The sequence below is a fragment of the Pseudomonas chlororaphis subsp. piscium genome (assembly GCF_003850345.1).
GTDB classification, from domain to species: Bacteria; Pseudomonadota; Gammaproteobacteria; order Pseudomonadales; family Pseudomonadaceae; genus Aquipseudomonas; species Aquipseudomonas piscium.
Genome location: NZ_CP027707.1, coordinates 6939827 through 6964424 on the forward strand (window position 1 = coordinate 6939827; position 24598 = coordinate 6964424).

Below are 24598 nucleotides of genomic sequence, written 5' to 3' on the forward strand. Positions count from 1 at the left end.
CGAACATGGACATCGGATTCAGCCCCATGGAACTGCAGTTCAGCATCACCCCCGCCCACACCGAAATCAGGCTCGCCGAAAAGCTGCGCCAGGAAATGCTCAAGCACGACCAGCAGCAGGCGCGGATCATGGGCCGCGTCGCCCACTGGCAGAGCCGCCTGCTCGGCCCCCTGATGCTCGTCCTGTGCCTGGTCGGCGCCGTCCTGGCGATCTATTTCCCCGAGCGGCGCTTCACGCCAGAGAAGGTCGTCGCCCTGGTGCTGTTCGCGCTGATCTTCATCCCGCTCTGGTGGCGCTATTCCGGGCGCTGGCTCCAGCACCTGCAAGCCCGTATCGCCGCCAACCACGCCAAGCCCCGCGCACCGTTGCGCGGGCTGAATCAACGCTTGATCGAGTCCAGGTTGCGCGCGTCCCTGAAGGCCGCCGAAGGCATCTATTGCCTGACGTTCGACGACCAGGGCTTTACGTTGAGCAACGCCAAGGGCGGCAAAAGTGCGTTGGCCTGGGAGCAGATCGCTCACCTGCGGGAAACTCCCGACTTCTATGCCGTGGCCTGCGCCGAGCTGGAACATAAGGGCCTGGCCTATCGCATCGCCAAGCACAGCGACCTCATGCAGCCCCAAGAGTATCAACAAGGACTGCAACAGTTCTTGAGCAAATGCCCGGTAACCCCCGAGTCGATCTGATCCCGCTTGCAGGTACTTTCCTTGAGGACCATAAACGTCCTCAAGGCCTCTTTTTCCCCTAATAAACCAACAACTCTGCCTGCGTTTTCGGCTGTAAGAGCCGGCGCCTGGTGCTGGACTTCCAGTCCACTACGTAATAGCTACGTAACCGTTACGTAATTGCTACGTAATCGATGCCAGGCAAAGGCTGTATGAACGGTATGTAACCGCTGCGTAGCCGCTGCCAAGCTTGCAAGGCTGTGATCAGTACCGCAGGGGCCGTAATCCAGGCGTTGCGGTACATCGGCCACGCCTGCGCAAAGCGCGCCGAGGCGCTCGCGCAAGAACCGATTCAGCCCCTTTTCCCGCCAGCCATTCCTCGGCTCGACGCGCAACATGCAGACGGCGGGCGCGCGCACCGGTATAGTGCGCCCCCTCTTCACGTGGGCAGCCGTCGGTAACGAGGCTCAACCTCACGGGAAACCCGAACTAATAACAACCCGCGAATTGGAACCGGGACGAACACTCGCCCCACCTGTCGTGCTGCCCGCACGACGGTGTGTAACTCGATGTTTCGGACCACCCAGCTTCTGCCTTTACAAAAAACAGCGAGGAATAATCCATGCTCGAAGTCATCAACGACTTCCTCTCAGGGAAAGTACTGATCGTGCTCATTGTCGGGCTCGGTAGCTACTTCACGATCCGCTCGCGTTTCGTTCAATTGCGCCACTTTTTCCACATGTTCGCGGTGTTCCGCGACAGCCTCAAAGGCAGCGCCGGACAACTCAGCTCGTTCCAGGCCCTGATGCTCAGCCTTGCCGGCCGCGTCGGAGCAGGCAACATCGCCGGTGTCGGCATCGCCGTGACCCTCGGTGGTCCGGGTGCGGTGTTCTGGATGTGGGTGACCGCACTGGTCGGCATGTCCAGCAGCTTCTTCGAATGCACCCTGGCCCAGGTCTACAAGCGCGCCGATGGCGACGGCCTGTACCGTGGCGGCCCGGCTTACTACATCCAGCACGGCCTCAAGCTCAAAGGCATGGCGGTGGTGTTCTCGATCCTGCTGCTGGTCACCTACGGCTTCGCCTTCATTGGCCTGCAGTCCTACACCGTGACCCACTCGCTGCAGAACGCCTTTGCTTTCGACCCGCAACACACCGGTATCGTCCTGGCAGTGCTGCTGGCCATCACCTTCATCGGCGGCATCAAGCGCATCGCCTCGGTGTCCGACCTGCTGGTACCGATCAAGACCCTGGCCTATATCGGCGTGACCCTGTACGTGATCGGCACCCAGATCGAACACGTGCCAGCCATGCTGGAAACCATCTTCAAGAGCGCCTTCGGTCTCGACCCGGCCTTCGGCGGCCTGCTCGGCAGCGCCATCGTCATGGGCGTGAAGCGTGGCGTGTTCGCCAACGAAGCGGGCCTGGGCAGTGCGCCGAACGTCGCCGCCGTGGCCGCCGTGAAGCACCCCGGCGCCCAAGGTGTGGTCCAGGCCTTCAGCGTGTTCCTCGACACCTTCGTGATCTGCACCTGCACCGCGCTGCTGATCCTGCTGTCGGGCTTCTACACCCCGGGCTTCGAAGGTGACGGCATCGTCCTGACCCAGAACTCGCTGGCCGCCGTGGTCGGTGACTGGGGCCGCATGTTCGTCAGCGTCGCGCTGTCGCTGTTCGTCTTCACTTGTATCCTCTACAACTACTACCTGGGCGAGAACAGCCTGCAGTTCCTCACCCGCAACCGCGCTGCGCTGATGACTTTCCGCGGCCTGGTGCTGGCGCTGGTGGTCTGGGGTTCGATGCAGGACCTTTCGACCGTGTTCGCCTTCGCCGACATCACCATGACCTGCCTGGCCTTCGTCAACCTGATAGCCCTGGCCATGCTGTTCAAGGTCGGCATGCGCGTAATGCGCGACTACGACGAGCAGCGCCGCGCCGGCGTCAACCAGCCTGTGTTCGACTCCAGCAAATTTACCGATCTGGATCTGGACCTGAAGGCCTGGCCGACCAGCCCGTCGGTTGCTGTCAAGGCTGACGCTCAGCCGCAAGGCATTCCCGCAGCGCAACGCTGATCGGGTAAAAACCGGGCGCATGTCTTGCGCCCGACGTGACACTCCCTGCGGTCGGCGTCATGCTCGACCGCACGCTGTCATCGTTCCGGAGACTCCCCAATGAATGCCAACACCTATCCTGCCGCGCAGAACGTCATGGTGCTCTACACCGGCGGCACCATCGGCATGCAGGCCAGCGCCCATGGCCTGGCCCCGGCCTCGGGTTTCGAGGCGCGGATGCGCGACTACCTGCACAGCCAGCCCGAGCTGGTGGTGCCCAACTGGCGCTTTCGCGAGATGGCGCCGCTGATCGACAGCGCCAACATGACCCCCGCCTATTGGCAGCGCCTGCGCGAAGCCGTGGTCGATGCGGTCGACGTGCAGGGCTGCGACAGCGTGCTGATCCTGCACGGCACCGACACCCTGGCCTACAGCGCCGCGGCCATGAGCTTCCAACTGCTGGGCCTGCATGCCCGCGTGGTGTTCACCGGCTCGATGCTGCCGGCCGGCGTGACCGACAGCGATGCCTGGGAAAACCTCGGCGGCGCCCTGGTCGCCCTCGGCCAGGGCCTGGCCCCGGGCGTGCACCTGTACTTCCACGGCGAACTGCTGGCGCCGACCCGTTGCGCGAAAATCCGCAGCTTCGGCCGTCATCCGTTCGCGGCGTTGCAGCGCCAGGGTGGCGGAGCCAAGGCGACGTCTATTCCACCGCAGCTGGATTACCGCCAGGGCAAGCAACTGGCCAGGGTCGGCGTATTGCCACTGGTGCCGGGCATCGCCGCCGAACAGCTCGATACCCTGCTGGGCAGCGGCATCCAGGCGCTGGTGCTGGAGTGCTTCGGCAGCGGCACCGGGCCGAGCGACAACCCGCAGTTCCTGGCCAGCCTGCAACGCGCCCAGGAACAGGGCATCGTGGTGGTGGCCATCACCCAATGCCATGAAGGCGGCGTGGAGCTGGATATCTACGAGGCCGGCAGCCGCCTGCGTGGCGTCGGCGTGCTGTCCGGCGGCGGTATGACCCGCGAAGCGGCGTTCGGCAAGCTCAACGCCCTGCTGGGCGCCGGCCTGGACAGCGCCGAAGTGCGGCGCCTGGTGGAGCTGGACCTGTGCGGTGAGCTGAGCTGATCTCTCCAAAAACACCCGTCCCCCTGTAGGAGCGGCCGGTCGACGCTCGATTGCCCGCGATAGCCGCAAAGCGGCGGTCCAACAGTCACACCGCAGCGTCGTTGGAATTCATCGCGAGCAAGCTTCGCTCCTACAGAGGATTGCGTAGCGCGGCATACAAATTGCTCCGTTTTCAGCATCCCCTGGGCTGGAAACGGACATGCTGCATTCCCACCTCACCACCCTCAACGCCGTCTCGCTGGTGCTCAATACCTTCAAGGACCAGGGCCAGGACAGCGAAGCGCTGCTGGCCGGCAGCGGCATCAACGCCGCCGACCTGAGCCGCGCCGACACCCGTATCACCACCAATCAAGAGATGCTGGTGTGCGCCAACGCCGTGGCCCTGCAACGGGATATCGGCCTGGAGCTGGGCCGGCGCATGCACGTTTCCAGCTACGGCATGCTCGGATATGCCCTGCTCACCAGTGCCACCTTAGGTGACGCTTTGCGCCTGGCGCTGCGTTATCCGGCGCTGTTGGGAACACTTTTCGAGCTGAGCCTGGAAGCGGACGGCGAGCTGATCTGGCTGACCGCCGCCGATTACCGCGAAAACCCGGCGCTGGCGACCTTCAATATCGAGTTCTGCCTGGTGTCGATGAAGGTCATCTGCGACGACCTGCTGGGCCATCCGCTGCCCTTGCGCGGTGCCCGCTTCGACTACCCCGCCCCCGATTACCAGGGCCGCTACGCCGAGCGTTTCGACTGCCCGCTGCAATTCGATGCGACGTCCAACGCCTTCGCCTTCGACCGGCGCTGGCTCGAACAGCCGCTGCCCCTGGCGGACGCCATCACCCACCAGGCCATGGCCGAACGCTGCCGCAAACAGAACACCGAATTCACCGGGCGCCAGGCCTGGCTGGGGCGCATCCGCCAGCTGCTGGCGGCGCAACTGGACGCGGCGCCGGGCCTGGAAGGCCTGGCCGAACAGATGAACTGCTCGGCCCGCACCCTGCGCCGGCACCTCAAGGACCTGGGTTGCAGCTATCAGGAACTGCTCGACGAGCTGCGCTTCGAGCGGGCCAAGCAGATGCTCTGCGAGGACGACCTGCCGATCTACCGCATCGCCGAGGCCCTGGGCTTCAGCGAAACCGCGAGCTTCCGCCATGCCTTCGTGCGCTGGAGCGGCGTCGCCCCCAGCCAGTTCCGGCCCTGACACAAACCCCGGCATAAAGCCGCCGATTGCATTACATTGCCGGCCTTTGATACCGGCAAGGGACTGCAATCTTGAAACTCTTTACAGGCGCTGTTGCCAGGCACAACCGTTTTTACGGGATCTGCCTGACGCTGCTGATGCTCGCTGTCGCACCCGCCGCCCAGGCATTCGACCTGGACCTGGCCAAGATCAAATGGTGGCAAGTCTCCCGCGGCATTGTCCTGGACGAACCGGAAACCGCCACCCTGCAGATCAAGCCGTTCCCCCTGCCCGGCCTTGCGCAGCTGCCGGCGCGGATGGTGCTCAGCCAGTACCGCGGGCTGTTTTATCTCAACGCCTATCAGGACGCGCAATACCAGCAGCGCATCTACAAGTCGCCGCCCTTGCCGCTGTTCAGCCCCGAGGAACTGCGGGCCTGCGTCTCGCCGGACGACCCGATCCAGGTCTCGGACAACTGGCCGCCCAGCAATCAACTCGAAGTCGGGCTGAGCCTGACGCCCCTGAGCTTCAACTGCATCAGCCCGGACTGGCAGCTCAGCCAACGTTATCTGCTGATCGACCAACGTTATCCAAAACAGCCGATGCTGGCCATCAGTCACCGCCGCGACCTGACCCAGATGGACTTCACCCCGCTGCAACCGATAGGCGCCGAGATCGAGCAACAGTGGTTGTATGCCCTGCAGCGCTTTCCCCAGTGGTTCCGCCCCTTCAGCAGCGGCACGGGGCCGATCACCTTCAATGCCTATTCGCCACCGGCCACGGCGGACAGCGTCTGGACCCAGTTCCGCGAACTCCACGAGCAACTGCGCAAAGCCAAGGACAAGGCGCCGGGCATTCGCCAGGTAGAAGGTTTCTTTTCCGCCCATGACTTTCGCACCATTGCCCTGGACCACAGCGAATACCCAGGCCTGCTCAACGACATCGCCTACTGGACCAGCGAGGCCGGCCAACTGAAAACCGCCCGCCCCTGGCTGTTGGAGGTGCTGCGCCGGGAACCCGGGCGCATGCCGACTTACCTCAACCTGGCCGACCTGGACTGGGCCCAGTTCGAACAACGGCCGCTGGACAACATCCACCAGGGCCGTGCCATCGAGCGCTATCGGCTGTATTGCGGCATGCGCCTGCAACGCCAGTTGAGCGTGCCGCCGCGGGTACTCCAGCGCCTGGGCCTGAAGTCCGCCAACCCACAGGCGTGCCAGGGCTTCTGGCCGCTGGTGGCCGCCGTGGATGCCGGCGACGAAGCCGAGGTCCGGCGCTTGCTGGCCGGTGGCGTCAGTGGCGAAGTCATGGCCGATGACGGGCGCAGCGCCCTGCTGCACGCCCTAGACGCGCCAAACCTGGAGATCGCCCGGCTGCTGCTGGCCCACGGCGCCCATACCAGCGGCCAGTACAACTGGAGCACCCTGGCCCTGCTGGCCATGGAGCGCGACCTCAAGGACAGCCCCGACCTGAACCAGGGCGGACGCCTGAAGTTCCTGCTGGAAGCCGGCGTCGCCATCGACGAACAAAACAGACGGGGCTACACCCCGCTGCTGCAACTGGCCGAACAGAAGCGCAACCTCGAAGGCTTCACCTGGCTGCTGCAACACCCGCAGAACCTCGAGCTGCGCACCGCGGACGACGGCGAAACCGCGCTGTACCGGGCCTTCTGGGGCAGCAATTACGCGGCCATGAGGCTGCTGATAGACGCCGGCGCCAACCTCAACCTGAGCTACGGTCGCGGCACCTGCCATGACCAGCCCATGGGCCAGAGCCTGCTGATGTTCGTCGCCGACAAGACCTCCGCCGACGACAAGGCGCCCTTTGTCAGCCAGCAGGAGACCCTGGACATGTTCACCCTGCTGCTGGAAAAAGGCGCCGACCCCGATGTCGGCCAGCGTTGCGAGAAAAAGGGTCGCGCCCTGCTGCTGGATATCATTGCCCGGAAAAAACGCGAGGACATGCTCCAGGTGCTGCAACGCTTCATTCAAGTACCGTCCACAAGCTGAACCCGCTGGCGCCCCGCAATGGGGCGCCGTGCTGCTTCAGGGGGCGAATTGCGGACACAGGTTTTGGCCATATCGATCCCCTTTTGGCCGCTCCTGCCGTTCTCCAAAAGCCCCAGCGCCGCAAGACTGTGAACACCGAACCAGCCTGCGGAGAACAAGAAATGCTGACGATCTACTCGGACGATCACCACCTGCACCATGGCCGCTGCGAACTGATCGACGGGCAACTGATGCCCTGCTTCGAAATGCCGTCCCGCGCCGACCACGTGCTGGACCGCGTGAAGTATCGCAACCTGGGCCCGGTCGAGGCGCCCAGGGACTTCGGCCTGGGGCCGATCGAGCGCATCCACAGCCGCGCCTACCTGGACTTCTTCAAGGGCGCCTGGGACCGCTGGGCCGCCCAGGGCATCGACGGCGACCTGCTGCCCTACACCTGGCCGGCGCGCACCCTGCGCAGCGTGATCCCCACCAGCCTGCATGGCCAGCTCGGCTACTACAGCTTCGACGGCGGCGCGCCGATCACCGCCGGCACCTGGCAGGCGGCCTACAGTGCTGCGCAAGTCGCCCTGACCGCCCAGGCGGTGATCCAGCGCGGCGCGCGCAGTGCCTTCGCCCTGTGCCGTCCGCCGGGACACCACGCCGCCAGCGACCTGATGGGTGGCTACTGCTACCTGAACAACGCGGCCATCGCCGCCCAGGCCTTCCTCGACCAGGGCCACAAGAAGGTCGCGATCCTCGACGTCGACTACCACCACGGCAACGGCACCCAGTCGATTTTCTACGCCCGCAGCGACGTGCTGTTCACCTCGATCCACGGCCACCCGGAAGCCGAATTCCCGTTCTTCCTGGGCTATGCGGACGAGCTCGGCGAAGGCGCAGGCGTTGGCTTCAACTTCAACTACCCGCTGCCCGCCGGCAGCGGCTGGGACAGCTGGAGCGCGGCGCTGGAACAGGCCTGCGAGGAAATCCGCCGTTATGGCGCCGACATCGTCGTGGTGTCGCTGGGCGTGGACACCTTCAAGGACGACCCGATCTCGCAGTTCAGGCTCGACAGCCCGGACTACCTGGCCATGGGGCAGCGCATCGCCGCCCTGGGCACGCCGACGCTGTTCGTCATGGAAGGCGGTTATGCGGTGGAAGAAATCGGCATCAACGCCGTGAACGTTCTCGAAGGCTTTCAAAGCGCCCAGTGAAGGAAACCCGCAACATGAACAGGCTCAAAAGCTACATCGCGCCCGCGCTCTGCGCGGCGCTGCTGGGCGGTGCCGCACAGGCTGAAGAACGCACCCTGCGTGTCTACAACTGGTTCGACTACATCACCCCCAAGGCCCTGGAAGACTTCAAGGCCGAGAACAGCCAGGTCAAGCTGGTCTACGACATCTTCGACACCAACGAGGCGCTGGAGGCCAAGCTGCTGACCGGCAACTCCGGCTACGACGTGGTGGTACCGTCCAACGTGTTCCTCGCCAAGCAGATCGAGGCCGGGGTGTTCCAGCCGCTGGACCGCAGCAAGCTGCCGAACTGGAACCATCTCGATCCCAAGCTGATGAAGCTGATCGAGGCCAACGACCCGGGCAACCAGTTCGCCGTGCCCTACATGTACGGCACCATCCTGATCGGTTTCAACCCGGCCAAGGTCAAGGCCGCCCTCGGCGAGAACGCGCCAGTGGACAGCTGGGACCTGATCTTCAAGGAAGAGAACATCAGCAAGCTCAAGCAGTGCGGCGTGGCCCTGCTCGACTCGCCGTCGGAGATCCTGCCGCTGGCCCTGCAGCACCTGGGCCTGGACCCCAACAGCAAGCAACCGGCGGACTACGCCAAGGCCGAAGCGCTGCTGCTGAAGATCCGCCCCTATGTCACCTACTTCCACTCGTCCAAGTACATGGCCGACATCGCCAACGGCGACATCTGCGTGGCAGTGGGTTATTCCGGCAGCTTCTCCCAGGCCGCCAACCGCGCCAAGGAAGCCAAGAACGGCGTGGTGGTGGACATGCGCCTGCCCAAGGAAGGGGCGCCGATCTGGTTCGACATGCTGGCGATCCCCAAAGGCGCGAAGAACCCGGACGATGCCTACAGCTTCATCAACTACCTGCTGCAACCCAAGGTGATCGCCCCGGTCAGCGACTTCGTCGGCTACCCGAACCCGAACAAGGACGCCACCGAGCTGGTCGATCCGTCGATCCGCAACAACCCCAACCTGTACCCGACCGACGCGGCGATGAACACGCTGTACACCCTGCAGCCGCTACCCCGCGACGCGGAGCGGGCACGGACCCGGGCCTGGACCAAGATCAAGGCCGGGACCTGATCACCCGGTTCTTCTGTAGGAGCGAGGCTTGCCCGCGATGAACGATAACGCGGTGTGGCCGATACACCGCGGCGTCCCTATCGCGGGCAAGCCTCGCTCCTACAAAAGCTAGAAGCTCAAGGTCGCCTCAGCACCCCGTCAGCCCTTGCGGCTGACGCTCCTCGGCAAAGAACCACGGCCGCAGGCGCACGCCCACGCCGTTGCCGATAAAGGCCGCCACCAGCCACAGCCAGCCGTGCAGGCTGCCGGAGGCGATGCCGCTGAAATAGGCGCCGATGTTGCAGCCATAGGCCAGGCGCGAACCGTAACCCAGCAGCAAACCACCGATCACCGCCGCCACCAGCGAACGCGCGGGAATCTTCAGGCTCGGCGCGAAACGCCCGGCCAGGCCCGCCGCCAGCAAGGCGCCGAAGACGATACCGATATCCATCACGCTGGTGATGTCCTGCCACACTGGCGCGGCCAGGGCCTTGGCGTTCGCCGCGCCCTGCCAGAACACCCAGCTGCCGACATCCACTCCCAGCCCGCTGGCGATCTTGGCGCCCCACAGGGCAAACGCCGAGGTGACACCCCAGGGCCGTCCGGCCAGGGCCAGGGTGGCGAAGTTCAGCAAGGCCAGGGCGACCGCGCCCCACACCAGCAGCCAAGGCCCGCGCAGCAGACGGCGCCAACCTTGGTGTGCGCTGTCGACCGGTGCTTCCAGCGCGCCGTGGCGGCTCTTTTCCAGGCGTACCGTGACCAGGGCAATCAAGGCGAACAGACCCAGGCTGAGCCCCAATGCCGGCACCACACCGAAGTGCTGCACGATGGAAACCGGCGGCAACGATGGCAAGGCGAACCACCAGTCCACATGGTGGGTGGCGATCAGCGAACCGCAGATGAAAAACAGCAGGGTCACCAGCATCCGCGCGTTACCGCCACCCACGGTGAACAGCGTGCCGGACGCACAACCGCCGCCCAGTTGCATGCCGATACCGAAGATGAACGCACCGACAATCACCGAAACCCCCGCCGGCGCCACCAGCCCCGTGACCGGCGAACCAAACAGAGTGCCCGCGCCCAGGGCCGGGAAGAACAGCAGCACCGCCAGCGCCAGCATGACCATCTGCGCCCGCAGGCCGGCACCGCGACGATCGCGGATGAACACCCGCCAGGCCGAAGTGAAACCAAAGGCTGCGTGATACAGGGTCAGGCCCAGGGCCGCACCCAGCAGCAACAGCCACACCTGGCGCGAGCCGACCTGGGCCTGCAGGAATACAGCGCCGGCCAGCAGCACGATCAAAGCGAACAAAGGCGCGCCGAACTTGCGTTCAGGCGCCGCGGAAAGAGTCAGGCTCATAAGGGTTCTCGGCAAAGACAATGGCCGCGAGTATAGCCGTCACACGCCCCAGGCCCGACGCAGACGCTCCAGGGCACAGGCGATAGCGGCCTCGGGCACCGCGGCGAAGCCCAGCACCAGCCCGGCGCGCTGGTCCCGCGGCAGCGGCGAATCCGGCAGCCAGTAGTTGCTCAGGCCATTGATCTCCACATCCACCGCCGCGGCCTGCGCCACCAGTTCCTGCTCCCGGGCCAGGCTGTCCACCGGGATCGTCAGGTGCAGGCCCGCCGCCACGTTCGGCAACTTGCCCACACCGGGAATATCCACAGGCCAGCCGGCCAACAAGGCATCGCGCCGGCTCAAGGCGGCGCGGCGCATGCGCCGGATATGCCGCTGGAAATGCCCGGCGGCCATGAACTCGGCCATCACCGCCTGGGTGCTGACCTCGGAATGGCGCACATCCACCGCCCGGCGCTGGGCAAAGGGCTGCACCAGCGCCGGTGGCAATACCAGGTACCCCAGGCGCAAGGCCGGGAACGCGACCTTGCCGAAGGTACCGACGTACAGCACCCGGCCCTGCCGGTCGAGGGCCGCCAAGGGTGCCAGCGGCGCCCCGCTGTAGCGGTACTCGCCGTCATAGTCGTCCTCGACTATCCAGCCGTTGGTGCGCTCGGCCCAGGCCAGCAGTTCCAGGCGTCGGGCCAGGCTCAGGGTCACCCCGGTGGGGTACTGGTGGGACGGCGTGACATAGGCCAGGCGGCAATCGCTCAGACCCGCCAGGGCTGCGCAGTCGAAGCCCTCGTTGTCCACCGCCACCCCGTGCAGGCGCGCGCCGGCAATCGCGAAGGCATGCCCCGCCGCCCGATAGCCGGGGTTTTCCACAGCCACGCCGTCGCCAGGGTTCACCAGCAACTGTGCACAAAGGCTTATGCCCTGTTGTGCACCACTGGTGATCACAATTTGTTCAGCGCTGCATTGCATGCCGCGCGAACTGCGCAGGTAGGCGGCGATCAATCCGCGCAGACGCTCCTCGCCGGCCGAATCGCCATAACACAGCTGGCCCAGATCCGGCTTGCGCCAGAAAGCCGCGTTCAGCTTGGCCCACACTTCGAACGGGAACAGATCGAAGGCTGGAATCCCCACCCGAAAAGCCCGTGGCGGACCGCTTTGCGGGGTCGACAAATGATGTTGTTCGACCCGCTCCAACGCCTCGCTGTGGATAACTTTACTGGATGTAATCCCAGGTAAATTCGGGCTTTTTGTGGATAAACCTGTGGGTAAGCCTGGTGATAACCCTGTGGATACTTTTGTGGATAAATTTTTCGCCGACTTTCTGATCGGCAGCCGGCTCTCGGGCAATTGCGCCACATAGGTGCCGTCGCCGACCCGGCCTTCGATAAAACCTTCGGCGTACAGCTGGTCGTAGGCGCGCACCACGCTGTTGCGGGAAATCTCCAGGGCCGCCGCCAGGTCGCGACTGGCGGGCAGGCGCGTGCCGCTGGCCAGCCGGCCGTCCAGCACCCGCTGGCGCAACGCCTGGTACAGCTGGCGGCTGAGCCCCTGCCCACGGTCCAGCTCGATACCGGCGGGGTTGAAGGAAAGCGGCAATGCCGGGCTGTTCATGGGTTTGTCCCCTGAGCGGCTGAATGGAGTGGCCAAATGGACCTATGAAAATGACCAAAGATGGCTCTTACAACAGACCAATAGCCTGCCTAGGATGCAGCCATTCGCCAAGGATATTTTTCCATGTACCTACCCCGCGCTTTCGCCGAAGAAGACCTGCCCACCCTGCACCAACTGATTGGCGAAACCCGCCTGGCCACCCTGGTGACCTACGGGGAACGCGGTCTGCAGGCCAATCACCTGCCGCTGTTGTTCGCTCCGGACCAGGGCCCGTACGGCACCCTCTACGGCCACCTGGCCAGGGCCAACCCGCAATGGCAGGAACTGGCCAGCGGCGCCGAGGCCCTGCTGATCTTCCAGGGCGCCGAAGCCTACGTCAGCCCGTCGCTGTACCCGAGCAAGGCCGAGCACGGCAAAGTGGTACCGACCTGGAACTACGTAAGCGTGCATGCCTATGGCGTGGCCGAGGTGTTCCATGATCCGCAGCGCATCCGCGAAGTGGTCAGCGCCCTGACCAACCAGCATGAAGCCGGCCGCGCCAGCCCCTGGAAATTCGAGGACGCCCCCGCCGAGTTCATGGACAGCATGCTGCGCGCCATCGTCGGCTTCGCCCTGCCGATCCAGCGCCTGGAGGGCAAACGCAAACTCAGCCAGAACCGCACCACCACCGACATCGACGGCGTGCGCGACGGATTGGCCGCCAGCGCCGATCCCCATGACCAGAGCATTTCCCAACTGATGCGCCAGGAGCAGCCATGAGCCAGAGCCAGATCCAGATCCGCCCCGTCACCGCCAATGATCACGCAGCCTGGCTGCCGCTGTGGCAGGCCTACCTGCGGTTCTACGACACCGAGCTGGCCGACGCGGTCACCCGCAGCACCTGGCAGCGCTTTCTCGACCCTGCCGAACCGACCCACGCCGCCCTGGCCTGGGACGGCGAGCAGGCGGTGGGCATGGTGCATTTCATCTACCACCGCTCCAACTGGAGCATCGAGAGCTCCTGCTACCTGCAGGACCTGCTGGTCATCCCGGAGCAACGCGGCACCGGCGTCGGTCGCCAACTGATCGAATTCGTCTACGCCACCGCCAAGGCCGACGGTTGCTGCAAGGTCCACTGGCTGACCCACGAAACCAACGCCACCGCCATCCAGCTCTACGAGCGGATTGCCGAACGCCCGGGTTTCATTCAATTTCGCAAAGCCCTTTAAGCGTTCAAGGAGAACCCCATGCCGACCTCACTCGCCGACTGGAAAGGCGTGCCGCCGCCGTCCACCACCCTGCTCGAAGGGCGCTTCATCCGCCTGGAAAAACTCGACCCGGCGCGCCACGCCGACGACCTGTGGCAAGCCTTCCAGGGCCCGGGCGCCGATCCCAAGCTGTGGGACTACCTGCCCTACGGCCCCTTTACCGAACGCAGCGCCTTCAATGACTGGCTGAACAACCACGCGGCCAACAGCGACCCGTATTTCTTCAGCGTGATCGACCGGGCCAGCGGCCAGGTGCAGGGCATCCTCAGCCTGATGTCGATCGTCCCGGCCCAGGGCCGCATCGAGATCGGCCACGTCACCTTCGGCGCGCCCATGCAGCGTTCGCCCAAGAGCACCGAAGCGGTGTACCTGCTGGCCAAGGAAGCCTTCGCCCTCGGCTATCGCCGCCTGGAATGGAAGTGCAACAACGCCAACGCCCGCTCGCGTTATGCGGCCGAGCGCCTGGGTTTCAGCTTCGAGGGGGTGTTCCGCCAGCACATGGTGGTCAAGGGCCAGAACCGCGATACCGCCTGGTATTCGATCCTCGACTCCGAGTGGCCGAAGGTCGGTGCGGGGTTCGAGCGCTGGTTGAGCGAGGGCAACCAGAGCGGTTCGGGGCAGTTGAAGGGGTTGGTGGAGTGCCGGGGGTAACGCCCTTGTCAGGCGGTGTTTGAGCTGACGTCATCGCGGGCAAGCCTCGCTCCTACAGGTTCAGCATCCGGCCTTGTAGGAGCGGCCGGTCGACGCTCGATTGCCCGCGATGCTTTTTCAGGCCAGCTTCTGCGCCAGCACGGCGATGTGCTCCGGCCCGATACCGCAGCAACCGCCCAGGTGGCTGGCGCCGCGTTGCCGCCAATCGGCCGCCCATTGCAGGTAACCCGGCGGGTCGAGGTCTTCGCGCAGCGGGTCGAGGCCATCGTTGGCCGTGGCTTCCTTCGGCTGCGGCGGGAAGGCGTTGGCATAGGCGCCGATATTGATCTTCACCCCCAGCCGCTCGAAGGTTGCCCGCGCCGCGTCGATCGCCGCGCCTATCACTTCCGGCTGGCTGCAGTTGAACAGCAGGGTTTCCACCCCCAATTCGGCGGCCACCGCCGCCGCATCCGCCACCAGCTCGCCGGAGCGCAAGCGCGGCACCTCGTCAGGGTTCTCATCATGCAAGGTGAAGGATAACCAGAAGGCCTTGCCATCCTTGGGCAGGCCGGCGTGGATCGCCCGTGCCTCGACCGTGGAACTCTGGGTTTCCGCCAGCCACAGGTCGACATGGGGGGCCAGGCCGTTGACCAGTGGCGCCAGCAACTCGGCGGCGCGACCGGCCTCGAACAGGTCCGGGCGATAGGAGCCGAACAACGGTGGCAGCGAACCGGCGACCCGCACCGGCTTGCCGGAAGCCTGTACCGCTCGCCGCGCCAGCTCGCCGGCCAAGGCCGCCAGCGCCTGCCCCTCTGCGGCAAAACGCGCTTCGCCAATGTGGAACGGCACCACCGCGTAGCTGTTGCTGGTGATGACGTCGGCACCGCTTTCGATATAAGCCGCATGCACCGCTTCCACCGCCTGCGGTGCTTCGCTCAGGGCCAGCGCCGACCACTCGGGCTGCCTGAACGGCGCCCCACGGCGTTGCAGTTCACGACCCATGCCGCCATCCAGAATTACCCTGCTGCCTGCGCCCATATGCTCTTTACTCATATGCTTATGAAAATAACTCACTATCTGAGTCGTTCTTATAACTATTTAATACGCACCATTCAGTTAATAACAACCTTTTTTCTGCTCGGGACTTCCATGAATTTCAAACCGCTGCTGGCCCTCGGCCTGACGATTCTCGCTGCCTCCAGCCAGGCCTTTGCCGGCGCTACCCTGGACCGTATCGAACAGAAAAAAGAGCTGGTGGGCGTGCTGATGGAAAGCTACCCGCCCTTCTCCTTCCTCAACGATCAGAACCAGCTCGACGGCTTCGACGTCGACGTGGCCAAGGCCGTGGCTGACAGACTGGGGGTGAAGCTGCGCCTGGAAACACCGTCCTGGGACGTGATCGCCGCCGGCCGCTGGAGCGGTCGCTACGACATCTGCATCTGCTCCATGACCCCGAGCAAGGCCCGCGCCGAAGTCTTCGACTTCCCAGTGCAGTACTACGCCTCGCCCGCGGTGATCGTGGTCAACGCCAAGGACCAGCGCATCCACGGCGCCAAGGACCTGAGCGACAAGAAGGTCGGCCTGACCAGCGCTTCCAGCTACGAGAGCTACCTGAACAAGAACCTGGTGATCGAGGGCGCCGAGGACACCCAGCTGCAGTACCCGTTCGACAACGTGCAGATCGCCCCGTATGACACCGACAACGTGGCCTTCCAGGACCTCGGCCTGGGCGCTGGCGTGCGCCTGGACGCGATCCTCACCAACCTGGTGACCGCCCAGCCGCGCCTGAGCCAGGACCCGCGCTTCAAGCTCGCCGGCGAGCCGCTGTACGCCGAACCCAACGCGGTGGCCATCGAGAAAGGCGACGCCCAGTGGCATGCCAAGGTCCGTGAAGTCTTCGCCCAGCTGAAGCAGGACGGCACCCTGAGCAAGCTCTCGCAGAAATGGATCGGCGCCGACATCAGCCAATGACTTCTCTTTCGCAACCGCCTCGGCCACCGCAAGTGCTAGCCGAGCCGCTGGTCAAACGCCTCTTCGGTTTCCGCACCCGCCTGTACCTGACCTGGGCGGTGCTGTTCGGCCTGTTCGCCAGTTTCTTCCTGAGCTTCGACCTGAAGTTCTCGATCATCCTCGATAAGCTGCCCAACCTGCTCGGCCTGACCCTAGCCCCCAACGGCTTTCTGCAAGGCGCGGTGCTGACCCTGTTCCTCTGCCTGTGCTCGATTGTGCTGTCGTCGCTGCTGGGCTTCGTCACCGCCCTCGCCCGGCTGTCGAAAAGCGCCGTGGCCTTTGGCATCGCCAGCTTCTACGCCTCGTTCTTTCGCGGCACGCCGCTGCTGATCCAGATCCTGCTGATCTACCTCGGCCTGCCGCAGCTGGGCGTGGTGCCGGGCGCTATCGCCGCGGGGATCATCGCCCTGTCGCTGAACTACGGCGCCTACCTCAGCGAGATCTTCCGCGCCGGCATCCTCGGCGTGCCCCACGGCCAGCGCGAAGCCTCCCTGGCGCTGGGCATGCGCGACAGCGTGATCTTCTGGCGCGTGACCCTGCCGCAAGCCATGCGCACCATCATCCCGCCGGCCACCAACCAGTTCATCTCGATGCTCAAGGATTCGTCGCTGATCTCGGTGATGGGCGTCTGGGAAGTGATGTTCCTGGCCCAGTCCTATGGCCGCTCCAGCTACCGCTACATCGAAATGCTCAGCACCGCGGCGATCATCTACTGGCTGCTGTCGATCGGCCTGGAACTGATCCAGGCGCGGATGGAAAGGCATTACGGCAAGGCTTACGCCAAGCGCGGCTGAGGCTCAGTTGAGTGCCGAGGGCCCGGGCATACCCGGACCCTTTTCCAGGCGCTCGAGATCATTGAGCAGCGAGCGGGCGCGACTGGCTTTCTGCACGCTCACCACCCCCATCTGCAAACCGAAGGGCTTGAACACCGCGTTCAGCGACTTGAGGGTCGGATTGCCATCACCATGCTCGATGTGGATCAGGGTGCGCAGGGAAATCCGGCACATCCTGGCGAACTGGCTCTGATGCAGCGCCGTAACTTCGGTACGCAGGCGCCTGACTGCATCACCAAGCGGCAAGCGGCCGGCAGCCAGTTCCTGCTGGATGTTGTCGATCAGCGCGCCGCGCTCTTCCAGGGCTGTAGTCATCGCAGTCCCCACTCCTGCAGGCGTCGGTCCAAGTGGCGCAAGTGAATGCGCGGGTGATTCAGGGTGGCGTCGGGCAAGCCATTGGCGCTCAACAGATCCGGCAGGGCCCGCAGGCGTTCGGCATCCTCCCGCAGGCGCGCCAGGGCAGCTTCAGGGTCGAGCAGCGGTTTCAGGCTCGCGCACACCAGGCGCCAGTCCACGTCACCCGCCACTTCCATGCGCCCGGGCCATTTAATGGTCCGGGTAATGCCTTCGTCGTCCATGACCATGGGGGCCAGATCGTAGATCGGCGCCAGTTGCACCGCAGCTTCGGTGCGGATGATCGAGATGTTGTGGCCATGGTTGGAGGAATTGCCGAGGATCTTGTTGAGCAGATCACGGCGCAGGTAATCCGCCACCAGCTCGGGGATCGCCGACTCCTGGCCCGTGGACCGCCACAGTTCGGCGAGAATCCCCAACACTTCGGTGTGCCGCATTCCCTGGCCATAGCCCACCAGCCCCGCCAGGGAGTAGATCGACTCCACCGCCAGGCGCTCGACACCCGCCTGCGTCACCCGGCGGTCAAAGCGCTGCATCCACAGGCTGGGCCTGGGGCCCTCTTCCAGGGCCAGGCCCTCGGCCGGCAGCGTGTCGATGCCCAGTTGCTGCAGCGCCCGGTAGTAGTGGAACTCGCTCCTGAGGATGTCGCCGGCATTCTGCGTGGCCGGGTTACGGGGGAACTTCACCCACCAGTGGCGCGCCGCCGAGGCATCGTCAAGCAACGCGTCGGGGTACAGCAGGCCCTCAGGGTTCTGGGTCAGCAACAGTTTGGGGGCCTGGTCACCGATGCTCGCAGTGCCGCCAAAAGCCGCGCCCTGTTCGTGGGCGTATTCGAGAAAGCGGTTATCGAGAGCGATCACCTGGTCTCGTGAGAATCCCAGCGCCGGACGCCTGCGCAGCCCCGTCAGCGACTCCTTGATCCGCAGGTTACCGATGGGCGCCGCCGTGGACCGGGCCAACAGGAACAATTCGACGCCCATGCCGTCCGGCCGCTCATGGCCGATCTGGTGCAGCAAGAAGCGTCCGGTCGCCGCTGTCGGGGCAAGGTCATAGAGAAAGGCCGGGGCCCGATCTTCGCGCCAAGGCTCCCAACCCAAGGGAATCTGCGCACTGACCGACCTGGCCAGCGGACGGCCAACCGCCTCCAGGTTATCCACCAGGTACTGCTGCACATAACCAAAACTGCAGGGGCTGGCGAAGCCCTCTTCAGGCCTGTCGAAGGTCAGGGTCATGGCGTCGCTCCATGCCCCTGCGCAGTAGAGCTGCAAAGTCAGCCGAAGCACTGTATCACCTGCAATTTAATACACTTTCAATGAACATTACGGCATCAAAGTGCATTGTAATGCAGATACATTCATTTCAGAACGAAATAAGTGCATCAAAATGCACTCAAATTCAAAACTGAAAATACCCCTTCAGGCAGCTTGCAGCGGCACGCCGGGCTGTTCCGCCAGCGCCTGGCGACAGGCAAAAAAAAGGGAGGCCGTAGCCCCCCCGAGGTAAAACGTTGCAGATGAAGGCCTGAACTCAGCCTTCGATCTCGATCAGGATTTCGCCCGGGTTGACCCGGTCGCCCTTGGCCACGTGGATGGCGGTGACCTTGCCGGCGATGGCCGCCTGGACTTCGGTTTCCATCTTCATGGCTTCGGTGATCAGTACGGCCTGGCCGGCCTTGACGCTGTCGCCTTCCTTGACCAGCACGTCGACGATATTGCCCGGCATGGTGGTGCTGACGTGGCCCGGCGCGCTGGCCTGCTTGCGCTTGCTGCTGCCGCTGCCGACGAACTCGTTGAGCGGCTCGAACACCACTTCTTCCGGCATGCCGTCGATGGACAGGTAGAAGTGGCGCTTGCCTTCGGCCTTCACGCCGACACCAGTGATGTCGACGCGGTAGGTTTCGCCGTGCACGTCGATGACGAACTCGGTCGGTACGCCTTCGCCGCCGGCTGAGGTCACGCCGCCCGCTTCCGGAATCGGCAGCAGCACTTCCGGAGTCAGGGTGCCGGCTTCGCGCTCTTCGAGGAACTTGCGCCCGATATCCGGGAACATGGCGTAGGTCAGCACGTCTTCTTCGGACTTGGCCAGGGCGCCGATATCAGTGCGCAGTTTGGTCATTTCCGGCTTCAGCAGGTCGGCCGGGCGCACGTCGATCACTTCTTCGCTGCCGATGGCCTGGCGCCGCAGCTTCTCGTCCACCTCACCCGGCGCCTTGCCATAGCCGCCTTGCAGGTACAGCTTCACCTCGTTGGTGATGGTCTTGTAGCGCTCGCCGGCCAGCACGTTGAAGAACGCCTGGGTGCCGACGATCTGCGAAGTCGGGGTCACCAGCGGCGGGTAGCCGAGGTCGTGACGCACCCGCGGGATCTCCGCCAGCACTTCGTTCATGCGGTTCAGGGCGCCCTGCTCCTTGAGCTGGTTGGCCAGGTTGGAAATCATCCCGCCCGGCACCTGGTTGACCTGCACCCGGGTATCGACCGCGGTGAATTCGCTTTCGAACTGGTGGTACTTCTTGCGCACGGCGTAGAAGTACAGGCCGATTTCCTGCAACAGTTCCAGGTCCAGGCCGGTGTCGAATTCGCTGCCTTTGAGGGCGGCAACCATCGACTCGGTGCCCGGGTGGCTGGTGCCCCAGGCGAAGCTGGAGATCGCGGTGTCGATGTGGTCGGCGCCGTTTTCGATGGCCTTGAGCTGGCACATCGCAGCCAGGCCGGCCGTGTCATGCGAGTGGACGAACACCGGCAGCGACTGCTCGGCCTTCAGCGCCTTGACCAGCTGGCCAGTGGCGTAAGGGGTCAGCAGGCCGGCCATGTCCTTGATCGCCACCGAGTCGCAACCCATGGATTCCATCTGCTTGGCCTGGGCCACGAACGCCTCGATGGTGTGCACCGGGCTGGTGGTGTAGGCGATGGTGCCCTGGGCGTGCTTGCCGGCGGCTTTCACCGCTTCGATGGCCACCCGCAGGTTACGCACGTCGTTCATGGCGTCGAAGATGCGGAACACGTCGATGCCGTTGACCGCTGCCTTGGCGACGAAGGCCTTGACCACGTCGTCGCTGTAATGGCGGTAGCCCAGCAGGTTCTGCCCGCGCAGGAGCATTTGCAGGCGGGTGTTGGGCAGCGCGGCGCGCAGTTTGCGCAGGCGCTCCCACGGGTCTTCCTTGAGGAAGCGCACGCAGGCGTCGAAGGTCGCGCCGCCCCAGACTTCCAACGACCAGTAGCCGACTTTGTCGAGCTTGTCGCAGATCGGCAGCATGTCTTCGGTGCGCATGCGGGTCGCCAGCAGCGATTGGTGGGCGTCGCGCAGGATGGTGTCGGTAACAAAAATCTTCTTGCTCATTGTTCTTTTCCTCACAGGCCTGCGTGGGCGGCGATGGCGGCGGCGATGGCCAGGGCCAGCTCTTCGGGTTTGCGCTTGATCGAGTAGTTGGTCAGTTCAGGGTGGCTTTCGACGAAGCTGGTGTTGAACTGGCCGCTACGGAATTCCGGGTTACGCAGGATTTCCTGGTAATAGGCGGCGGTGGTCTTGACCCCTTGCAGACGCATGTCGTCCAGGGCGCGCAAGCCACGGTCCATCGCCTCTTCCCAGGTCAGGGCCCAGACCACCAGCTTCAGGCACATGGAGTCGTAGAACGGCGGAATGGTGTAGCCGGTGTAGATCGCCGTATCGGTACGCACGCCAGGGCCGCCGGGCGCGTAGTAACGGGTGATCTTGCCGAAGCTCGGCAGGAAGTTGTTTTTCGGGTCTTCGGCGTTGATCCGGAACTGCAGGGCGAAACCACGGTGATGGATGTCTTCCTGCTTCACCGAAAGCGGCAGGCCGGAAGCGATGCGGATCTGCTCGCGAACGATATCGATGCCGGTGATTTCCTCGGTGATGGTGTGTTCCACCTGCACCCGGGTGTTCATCTCCATGAAGTACACCTCGCCGTCGGCGAGCAGGAACTCCACGGTACCGGCGTTCTCGTAGCCCACAGCCTTGGCCGCGCGCACCGACAGGTCGCCGATGTAGGCGCGCTGTTCCGGGGTCAGTTGCGGGCTCGGGGCGATCTCGATCAGCTTCTGGTTGCGGCGCTGGATCGAGCAGTCGCGCTCGAACAGGTGCACCACGTTGCCAAAGCTGTCGCCGAGGATCTGCGCCTCGATGTGCTTGGGATTGACGATGCACTTTTCCAGGAACACTTCGGCGGAGCCGAAGGCCTTGGTCGCCTCGGAAATCACCCGCGGGAACGCCTGTTCCAGCTCTTCCCGGCTGTTGCAGCGACGAATGCCACGGCCGCCACCGCCGGACGTGGCCTTGAGCATCACCGGGTAACCGATGCGGTCGCCTTCGCGCAGGGCTTCGTGGATATCGGCGACGTTGCCTTCGGTGCCCGGGGTGACCGGCACGCCAGCCTTGATCATGCTGCGGCGGGCTTCGGTCTTGTCGCCCATGCGGCGAATCACTTCAGCCGATGGACCTATGAATTTGATTCCACGTTCGGCGCAGATGTCCGCCAGTTCGGCGTTTTCCGAAAGGAAGCCGTAGCCGGGGTGCAGTGCGTCGCAGCCGGTTTCCACTGCCAGGTTCACCAGCTTGCGCGGGTTCAGGTAGCCGGCCAGGGGTTCGGCACCGATGCTGTGGGCTTCATCCGCGCGCTTCACATGCAGGGCATGGCGATCGGCGTCGGAGAAGATCGCGACCGAGCGAATGCCCATCTCGGCACAGGCACGCACGATTCGTACGGCAATCTCACCACGGTTGGCGATCAGGATCTTTTTTATCACTTGGAGGTACCCTTGAGCCGTTGGAACAGACAACCCGCTGGGTCTGTACGAAAAGTGGCTGCATGCTGGGCGCCTTCGGCGTTACGCAAGCCATGCTGCGTTAAAAACAGGCTCGGAATGCTCATTTAGGCTCCTAAACTCCGCTTCCTCGCCTGTTTTTGCCTTGCCTGACCTTCGCTCGCCTACTTTTCGTACAGACCCTCGACCGGGTCGGCGCGTGACCAAATGTTTCAAGCCAGTCGCAGGCCCACACTATTCCTGTCGATGAATTAACAAAAATCAATAATTATTGGGTCGCTCATAAGCAAAGACTTATAGTTGATTCGACAGCCCTCGGCGCGAGACCTTAGATAATGCGTAAGTCCTTGATGCGTATGACATTACGCCAACTGCAGATTTTCAATGAGGTCTGCGATCTGCGCTCCTACAGCCGGGCTGCAGACGAAATGTCCCTGACCCAGCCCGCCGTCAGCCTGCAGATTCGCCAGTTGGAGGAGCTGATCGGCCAGCCGCTGTTCGACTACGTGGGCAAGAAGCTCTACATGACCGAGGCCGCCGAAGCGCTGCAACGGGCCAGCCGCGACATCTTCGGGCGCCTGGAGAACCTCGACATGCAGCTGTCGGACATGCAGGGCTCCTTGCAGGGCCAGTTGAAGCTAGCGGTGGAGTCCAGCGCCAAGTACTTCGTGCCGCACCTGTTCGCCGCCTTCAAGCGCCAGCATCCGGAGGTCAATCTGCAACTGACGGTGGTCAACCGGGGCCAGGTGATCCGCCGCCTCTCGGACAACCGCGACGACCTGGTGATCATGTCCATGGTCCCGCAGGACATGGGCCTGGAGTTCCTGCCATTCCTCAACAACCCGATCGTCGCCGTGGCGCCGCCCGACCATCCGCTGTGCCACCTGGGGCCGCTGCGCCTGCAGGACCTGGAACCCTACAACCTGCTGGTGCGCGAACAGGGCTCGGGCACGCGCCTGGCCTGCGAGGAGTATTTCAAGGAAAAGCGCGTGCACTTCACCCAGACCCTGGAAGTGTCGTCGGCCGAAGCGCAGCGGGAGTGTGTGCTGGCGGGTCTGGGCGTGGCGCTGTTGACGCGCCACGCCCTGAACCTTGAGTTGGCAACCGGAGGACTCGTCGAGTTGCCGGTGGAAGAGCTGCCGTTGTATCGCAGCTGGTGCCTGGTGCAGGCCAAGGCTAAACGCCTGTCACCGGTAGCGCATGCGTTCCTGGGGTTTATCCGCAGCGAACGGGTGCAGATCAGCGGGCTTGTTGAACGTTTTGACGGGAAGCTGCCGGGGCTGCCTGCCAGTAATTGACGGCGTCCAGCTCGGGGTAGTCGTTGATTTCCTGCTGCAGACGGCGCAGCTCACAGCGATGTTCGATCGCGCGGCGAAATTCCATGCGGCGCTGGTCTTCCTGTTGACGACGGGTTTTGACTGCGCTGTTGCTCTCTTCGTAAGGCCGGGCCATTTCAAGTCTCCCAATGCGAGTACGGGAGTACAAGATGAAGCCTGCCAATGATGATTTGGCTGCGGGTCGGTTACAGGATGATGAAAATTGCCGGCAATGAAGACGCCGCGATCAGTCGTCGAGCGCCTTCACCGACTTGGGCGACAGGCGCAGGCTGCGAAGGCTGCGCTTGACGCTCTTGAGATGGTTGACCAGGCTCGGGCCCCGGGCCATGGCCACGCCCATCGCCAGGACGTCGATCACCACCAGGTGGGCGATGCGCGAGGTCAGCGGGGTGTAGATCTCGGTGTCTTCGTGCACGTCGATCGCCAGGTTGACGGTCGACAGCTCGGCCAGCGGTGTCTGGCTCGGGCACAGGGTGATCAGCGAGGCGCCGCTTTCACGCACCAGGTTGGCGGTGATCAGCAGGTCCTTGGAACGCCCGGACTGGGAAATGCAGATCGCCACGTCGGTAGGCTTGAGGGTCACCGCCGACATCGCCTGCATATGCGGGTCGGAATAGGCCGCCGCGGTCAGCAGCAGGCGGAAGAACTTGTGCTGGGCATCCGCCGCCACCGCGCCGGAAGCGCCGAAGCCGTAGAACTCCACGCGCTGGGCCTGGGACATGAGGGTCACAGCCCTTTGCAACTCCACCGGATCGAGCTTCTCGCGAACCTCCATCAGGGTATGCAAAGTGGTGTCGAAGATCTTCAGGCTGTAGTCGGCGACCGAATCGTCTTCGTGAATCGCGAACTGGCCGAAGCTCGCCCCGGCAGCCAGGCTCTGGGCCAGCTTGAGCTTCAGGTCCTGGAACCCCGAGCAACCGATGGCCCGGCAGAAGCGCACGATGGTCGGCTCGCTGATACCCACGCTGTGGGCCAGATCGGCCATGGAGCTGTGCATCACAGCCGCAGGGTCGAGCAGCACATGATCGGCGACCTTGAGCTCCGACTTGCGCAAGAGATGGCGTGATTGGGCAATGTGCTGCAACAGATTCAAAGGGCTGGACTCATTGTTATGGGGCAGACGCCCAAGGATGTAGCAAT

The 24598-nt window shown here is 64.0% G+C and carries 21 protein-coding genes and 1 pseudogene; 13 read left to right on the forward strand and 9 right to left on the reverse strand.

Annotated features, from left to right (window positions below):
* Positions 1 to 26: 26 nt before the first annotated feature.
* The 7 genes from C4K38_RS31655 (at position 27) to C4K38_RS31685 (ending at position 9325) form a co-directional block, all read left to right on the forward strand.
* Positions 27 to 686 (forward strand): YcxB family protein, encoded by a 660-nt coding sequence (locus C4K38_RS31655; protein ID WP_053276709.1) that lies wholly within the window; start codon positions 27 to 29, stop codon positions 684 to 686.
* 601 nt (positions 687 to 1287) lie between these two features.
* On the forward strand, positions 1288 to 2733 hold the full coding sequence (locus tag C4K38_RS31660) for an alanine/glycine:cation symporter family protein (protein ID WP_053276710.1): 1446 nt from the start codon (positions 1288 to 1290) through the stop codon (positions 2731 to 2733).
* Positions 2734 to 2832: 99 nt separating this feature from the next.
* On the forward strand, positions 2833 to 3837 hold the full coding sequence (locus tag C4K38_RS31665) for an asparaginase (protein WP_053276711.1): 1005 nt from the start codon (positions 2833 to 2835) through the stop codon (positions 3835 to 3837).
* Positions 3838 to 4036: 199 nt separating this feature from the next.
* Positions 4037 to 5029, forward strand: a complete 993-nt coding sequence (locus tag C4K38_RS31670) for an AraC family transcriptional regulator (RefSeq protein WP_053276712.1) — start codon at positions 4037 to 4039, stop codon at positions 5027 to 5029.
* 71 nt (positions 5030 to 5100) lie between these two features.
* Positions 5101 to 7017, forward strand: a complete 1917-nt coding sequence (locus C4K38_RS31675) for an ankyrin repeat domain-containing protein (protein ID WP_053276713.1) — start codon at positions 5101 to 5103, stop codon at positions 7015 to 7017.
* Between the two features lie 161 nt (positions 7018 to 7178).
* On the forward strand, positions 7179 to 8210 hold the full coding sequence (locus C4K38_RS31680; RefSeq protein WP_053276714.1) for a histone deacetylase family protein: 1032 nt from the start codon (positions 7179 to 7181) through the stop codon (positions 8208 to 8210).
* 14 nt (positions 8211 to 8224) lie between these two features.
* Positions 8225 to 9325: a polyamine ABC transporter substrate-binding protein gene (locus C4K38_RS31685; protein WP_053276715.1), complete on the forward strand. Its 1101-nt coding sequence runs from the start codon at positions 8225 to 8227 to the stop codon at positions 9323 to 9325.
* Between the two features lie 127 nt (positions 9326 to 9452).
* Here C4K38_RS31685 and C4K38_RS31690 read toward each other — a convergent pair whose 3' ends face one another.
* Positions 9453 to 10664, reverse strand: a complete 1212-nt coding sequence (locus C4K38_RS31690) for a YeeE/YedE family protein (protein ID WP_053276716.1) — start codon at positions 10662 to 10664, stop codon at positions 9453 to 9455.
* 39 nt (positions 10665 to 10703) lie between these two features.
* Positions 10704 to 12266 carry a MocR-like pyridoxine biosynthesis transcription factor PdxR gene (gene pdxR, locus C4K38_RS31695; protein WP_053276717.1) on the reverse strand — a complete coding sequence of 521 codons (1563 nt, stop codon included), beginning with the start codon at positions 12264 to 12266 and terminating at the stop codon, positions 10704 to 10706.
* A 123-nt stretch (positions 12267 to 12389) separates the two neighbouring features.
* On the opposite strand from pdxR, the gene C4K38_RS31700 reads away from it, so the two are divergent.
* The 3 genes from C4K38_RS31700 to C4K38_RS31710 are packed head-to-tail and all read left to right on the forward strand — an operon-like array spanning position 12390 to position 14164.
* The gene (locus tag C4K38_RS31700) at positions 12390 to 13025 is read left to right on the forward strand and encodes an FMN-binding negative transcriptional regulator (RefSeq protein WP_053276718.1); all 636 of its coding nucleotides are present in this window, start codon (positions 12390 to 12392) and stop codon (positions 13023 to 13025) included.
* On the forward strand, positions 13022 to 13474 hold the full coding sequence (locus C4K38_RS31705) for a GNAT family N-acetyltransferase (protein WP_053276719.1): 453 nt from the start codon (positions 13022 to 13024) through the stop codon (positions 13472 to 13474). Before C4K38_RS31700 ends, C4K38_RS31705 begins: the two co-directional genes overlap by 4 nt.
* An 18-nt stretch (positions 13475 to 13492) precedes the next feature.
* Entirely contained in the window at positions 13493 to 14164 is a 672-nt protein-coding gene (locus tag C4K38_RS31710) for a GNAT family N-acetyltransferase (RefSeq protein ID WP_053276720.1), read from the forward strand.
* A gap of 117 nt (positions 14165 to 14281) precedes the next feature.
* Here the strand turns inward: C4K38_RS31710 and C4K38_RS31715 are convergent, their stop codons facing one another.
* Complete coding sequence (locus C4K38_RS31715; protein WP_053276721.1) at positions 14282 to 15181, reverse strand: homocysteine S-methyltransferase family protein; 900 nt, start codon at positions 15179 to 15181, stop codon at positions 14282 to 14284.
* Between the two features lie 111 nt (positions 15182 to 15292).
* Here C4K38_RS31715 and C4K38_RS31720 point away from each other — a divergent pair, with 111 nt between their 5' ends.
* Positions 15293 to 16114, forward strand: a complete 822-nt coding sequence (locus tag C4K38_RS31720; RefSeq protein ID WP_053276722.1) for an ABC transporter substrate-binding protein — start codon at positions 15293 to 15295, stop codon at positions 16112 to 16114.
* Positions 16111 to 16947 (forward strand): amino acid ABC transporter permease, encoded by an 837-nt coding sequence (locus tag C4K38_RS31725; protein WP_053276723.1) that lies wholly within the window; start codon positions 16111 to 16113, stop codon positions 16945 to 16947. Before C4K38_RS31720 ends, C4K38_RS31725 begins: the two co-directional genes overlap by 4 nt.
* Positions 16948 to 17034: 87 nt before the next feature.
* On the opposite strand, the pseudogene C4K38_RS31730 reads toward C4K38_RS31725, so the two are convergent.
* The 4 genes and pseudogenes from C4K38_RS31730 to C4K38_RS31745 all read right to left on the reverse strand — a co-directional run.
* Positions 17035 to 17301: pseudogene (locus tag C4K38_RS31730) on the reverse strand (helix-turn-helix domain-containing protein); the annotation flags it as partial.
* Positions 17298 to 18572 (reverse strand): type II toxin-antitoxin system HipA family toxin, encoded by a 1275-nt coding sequence (locus C4K38_RS31735; RefSeq protein WP_053276725.1) that lies wholly within the window; start codon positions 18570 to 18572, stop codon positions 17298 to 17300. The pseudogene C4K38_RS31730 and the gene C4K38_RS31735, both read right to left, overlap by 4 nt.
* Before the next feature lie 295 nt (positions 18573 to 18867).
* Positions 18868 to 20676 (reverse strand): sodium-extruding oxaloacetate decarboxylase subunit alpha, encoded by a 1809-nt coding sequence (gene oadA, locus C4K38_RS31740; protein WP_053276726.1) that lies wholly within the window; start codon positions 20674 to 20676, stop codon positions 18868 to 18870.
* Between the two features lie 11 nt (positions 20677 to 20687).
* Positions 20688 to 22103, reverse strand: coding sequence for an acetyl-CoA carboxylase biotin carboxylase subunit (locus C4K38_RS31745; RefSeq protein ID WP_025806955.1), 1416 nt, complete (start codon positions 22101 to 22103; stop codon positions 20688 to 20690).
* A 353-nt stretch (positions 22104 to 22456) separates the two neighbouring features.
* Here C4K38_RS31745 and C4K38_RS31750 point away from each other — a divergent pair, with 353 nt between their 5' ends.
* On the forward strand, positions 22457 to 23419 hold the full coding sequence (locus tag C4K38_RS31750; protein WP_053276727.1) for a LysR family transcriptional regulator: 963 nt from the start codon (positions 22457 to 22459) through the stop codon (positions 23417 to 23419).
* Here the strand turns inward: C4K38_RS31750 and C4K38_RS31755 are convergent.
* Positions 23361 to 23573 carry a PA3496 family putative envelope integrity protein gene (locus C4K38_RS31755; RefSeq protein WP_025806953.1) on the reverse strand — a complete coding sequence of 71 codons (213 nt, stop codon included), beginning with the start codon at positions 23571 to 23573 and terminating at the stop codon, positions 23361 to 23363. The two genes, C4K38_RS31750 and C4K38_RS31755, sit on opposite strands and share 59 nt — an antisense overlap.
* A 111-nt stretch (positions 23574 to 23684) precedes the next feature.
* Positions 23685 to 24551: a transcriptional regulator HexR gene (gene hexR, locus C4K38_RS31760; RefSeq protein WP_007927594.1), complete on the reverse strand. Its 867-nt coding sequence runs from the start codon at positions 24549 to 24551 to the stop codon at positions 23685 to 23687.
* Between the last annotated feature and the right edge of the window lie 47 nt (positions 24552 to 24598).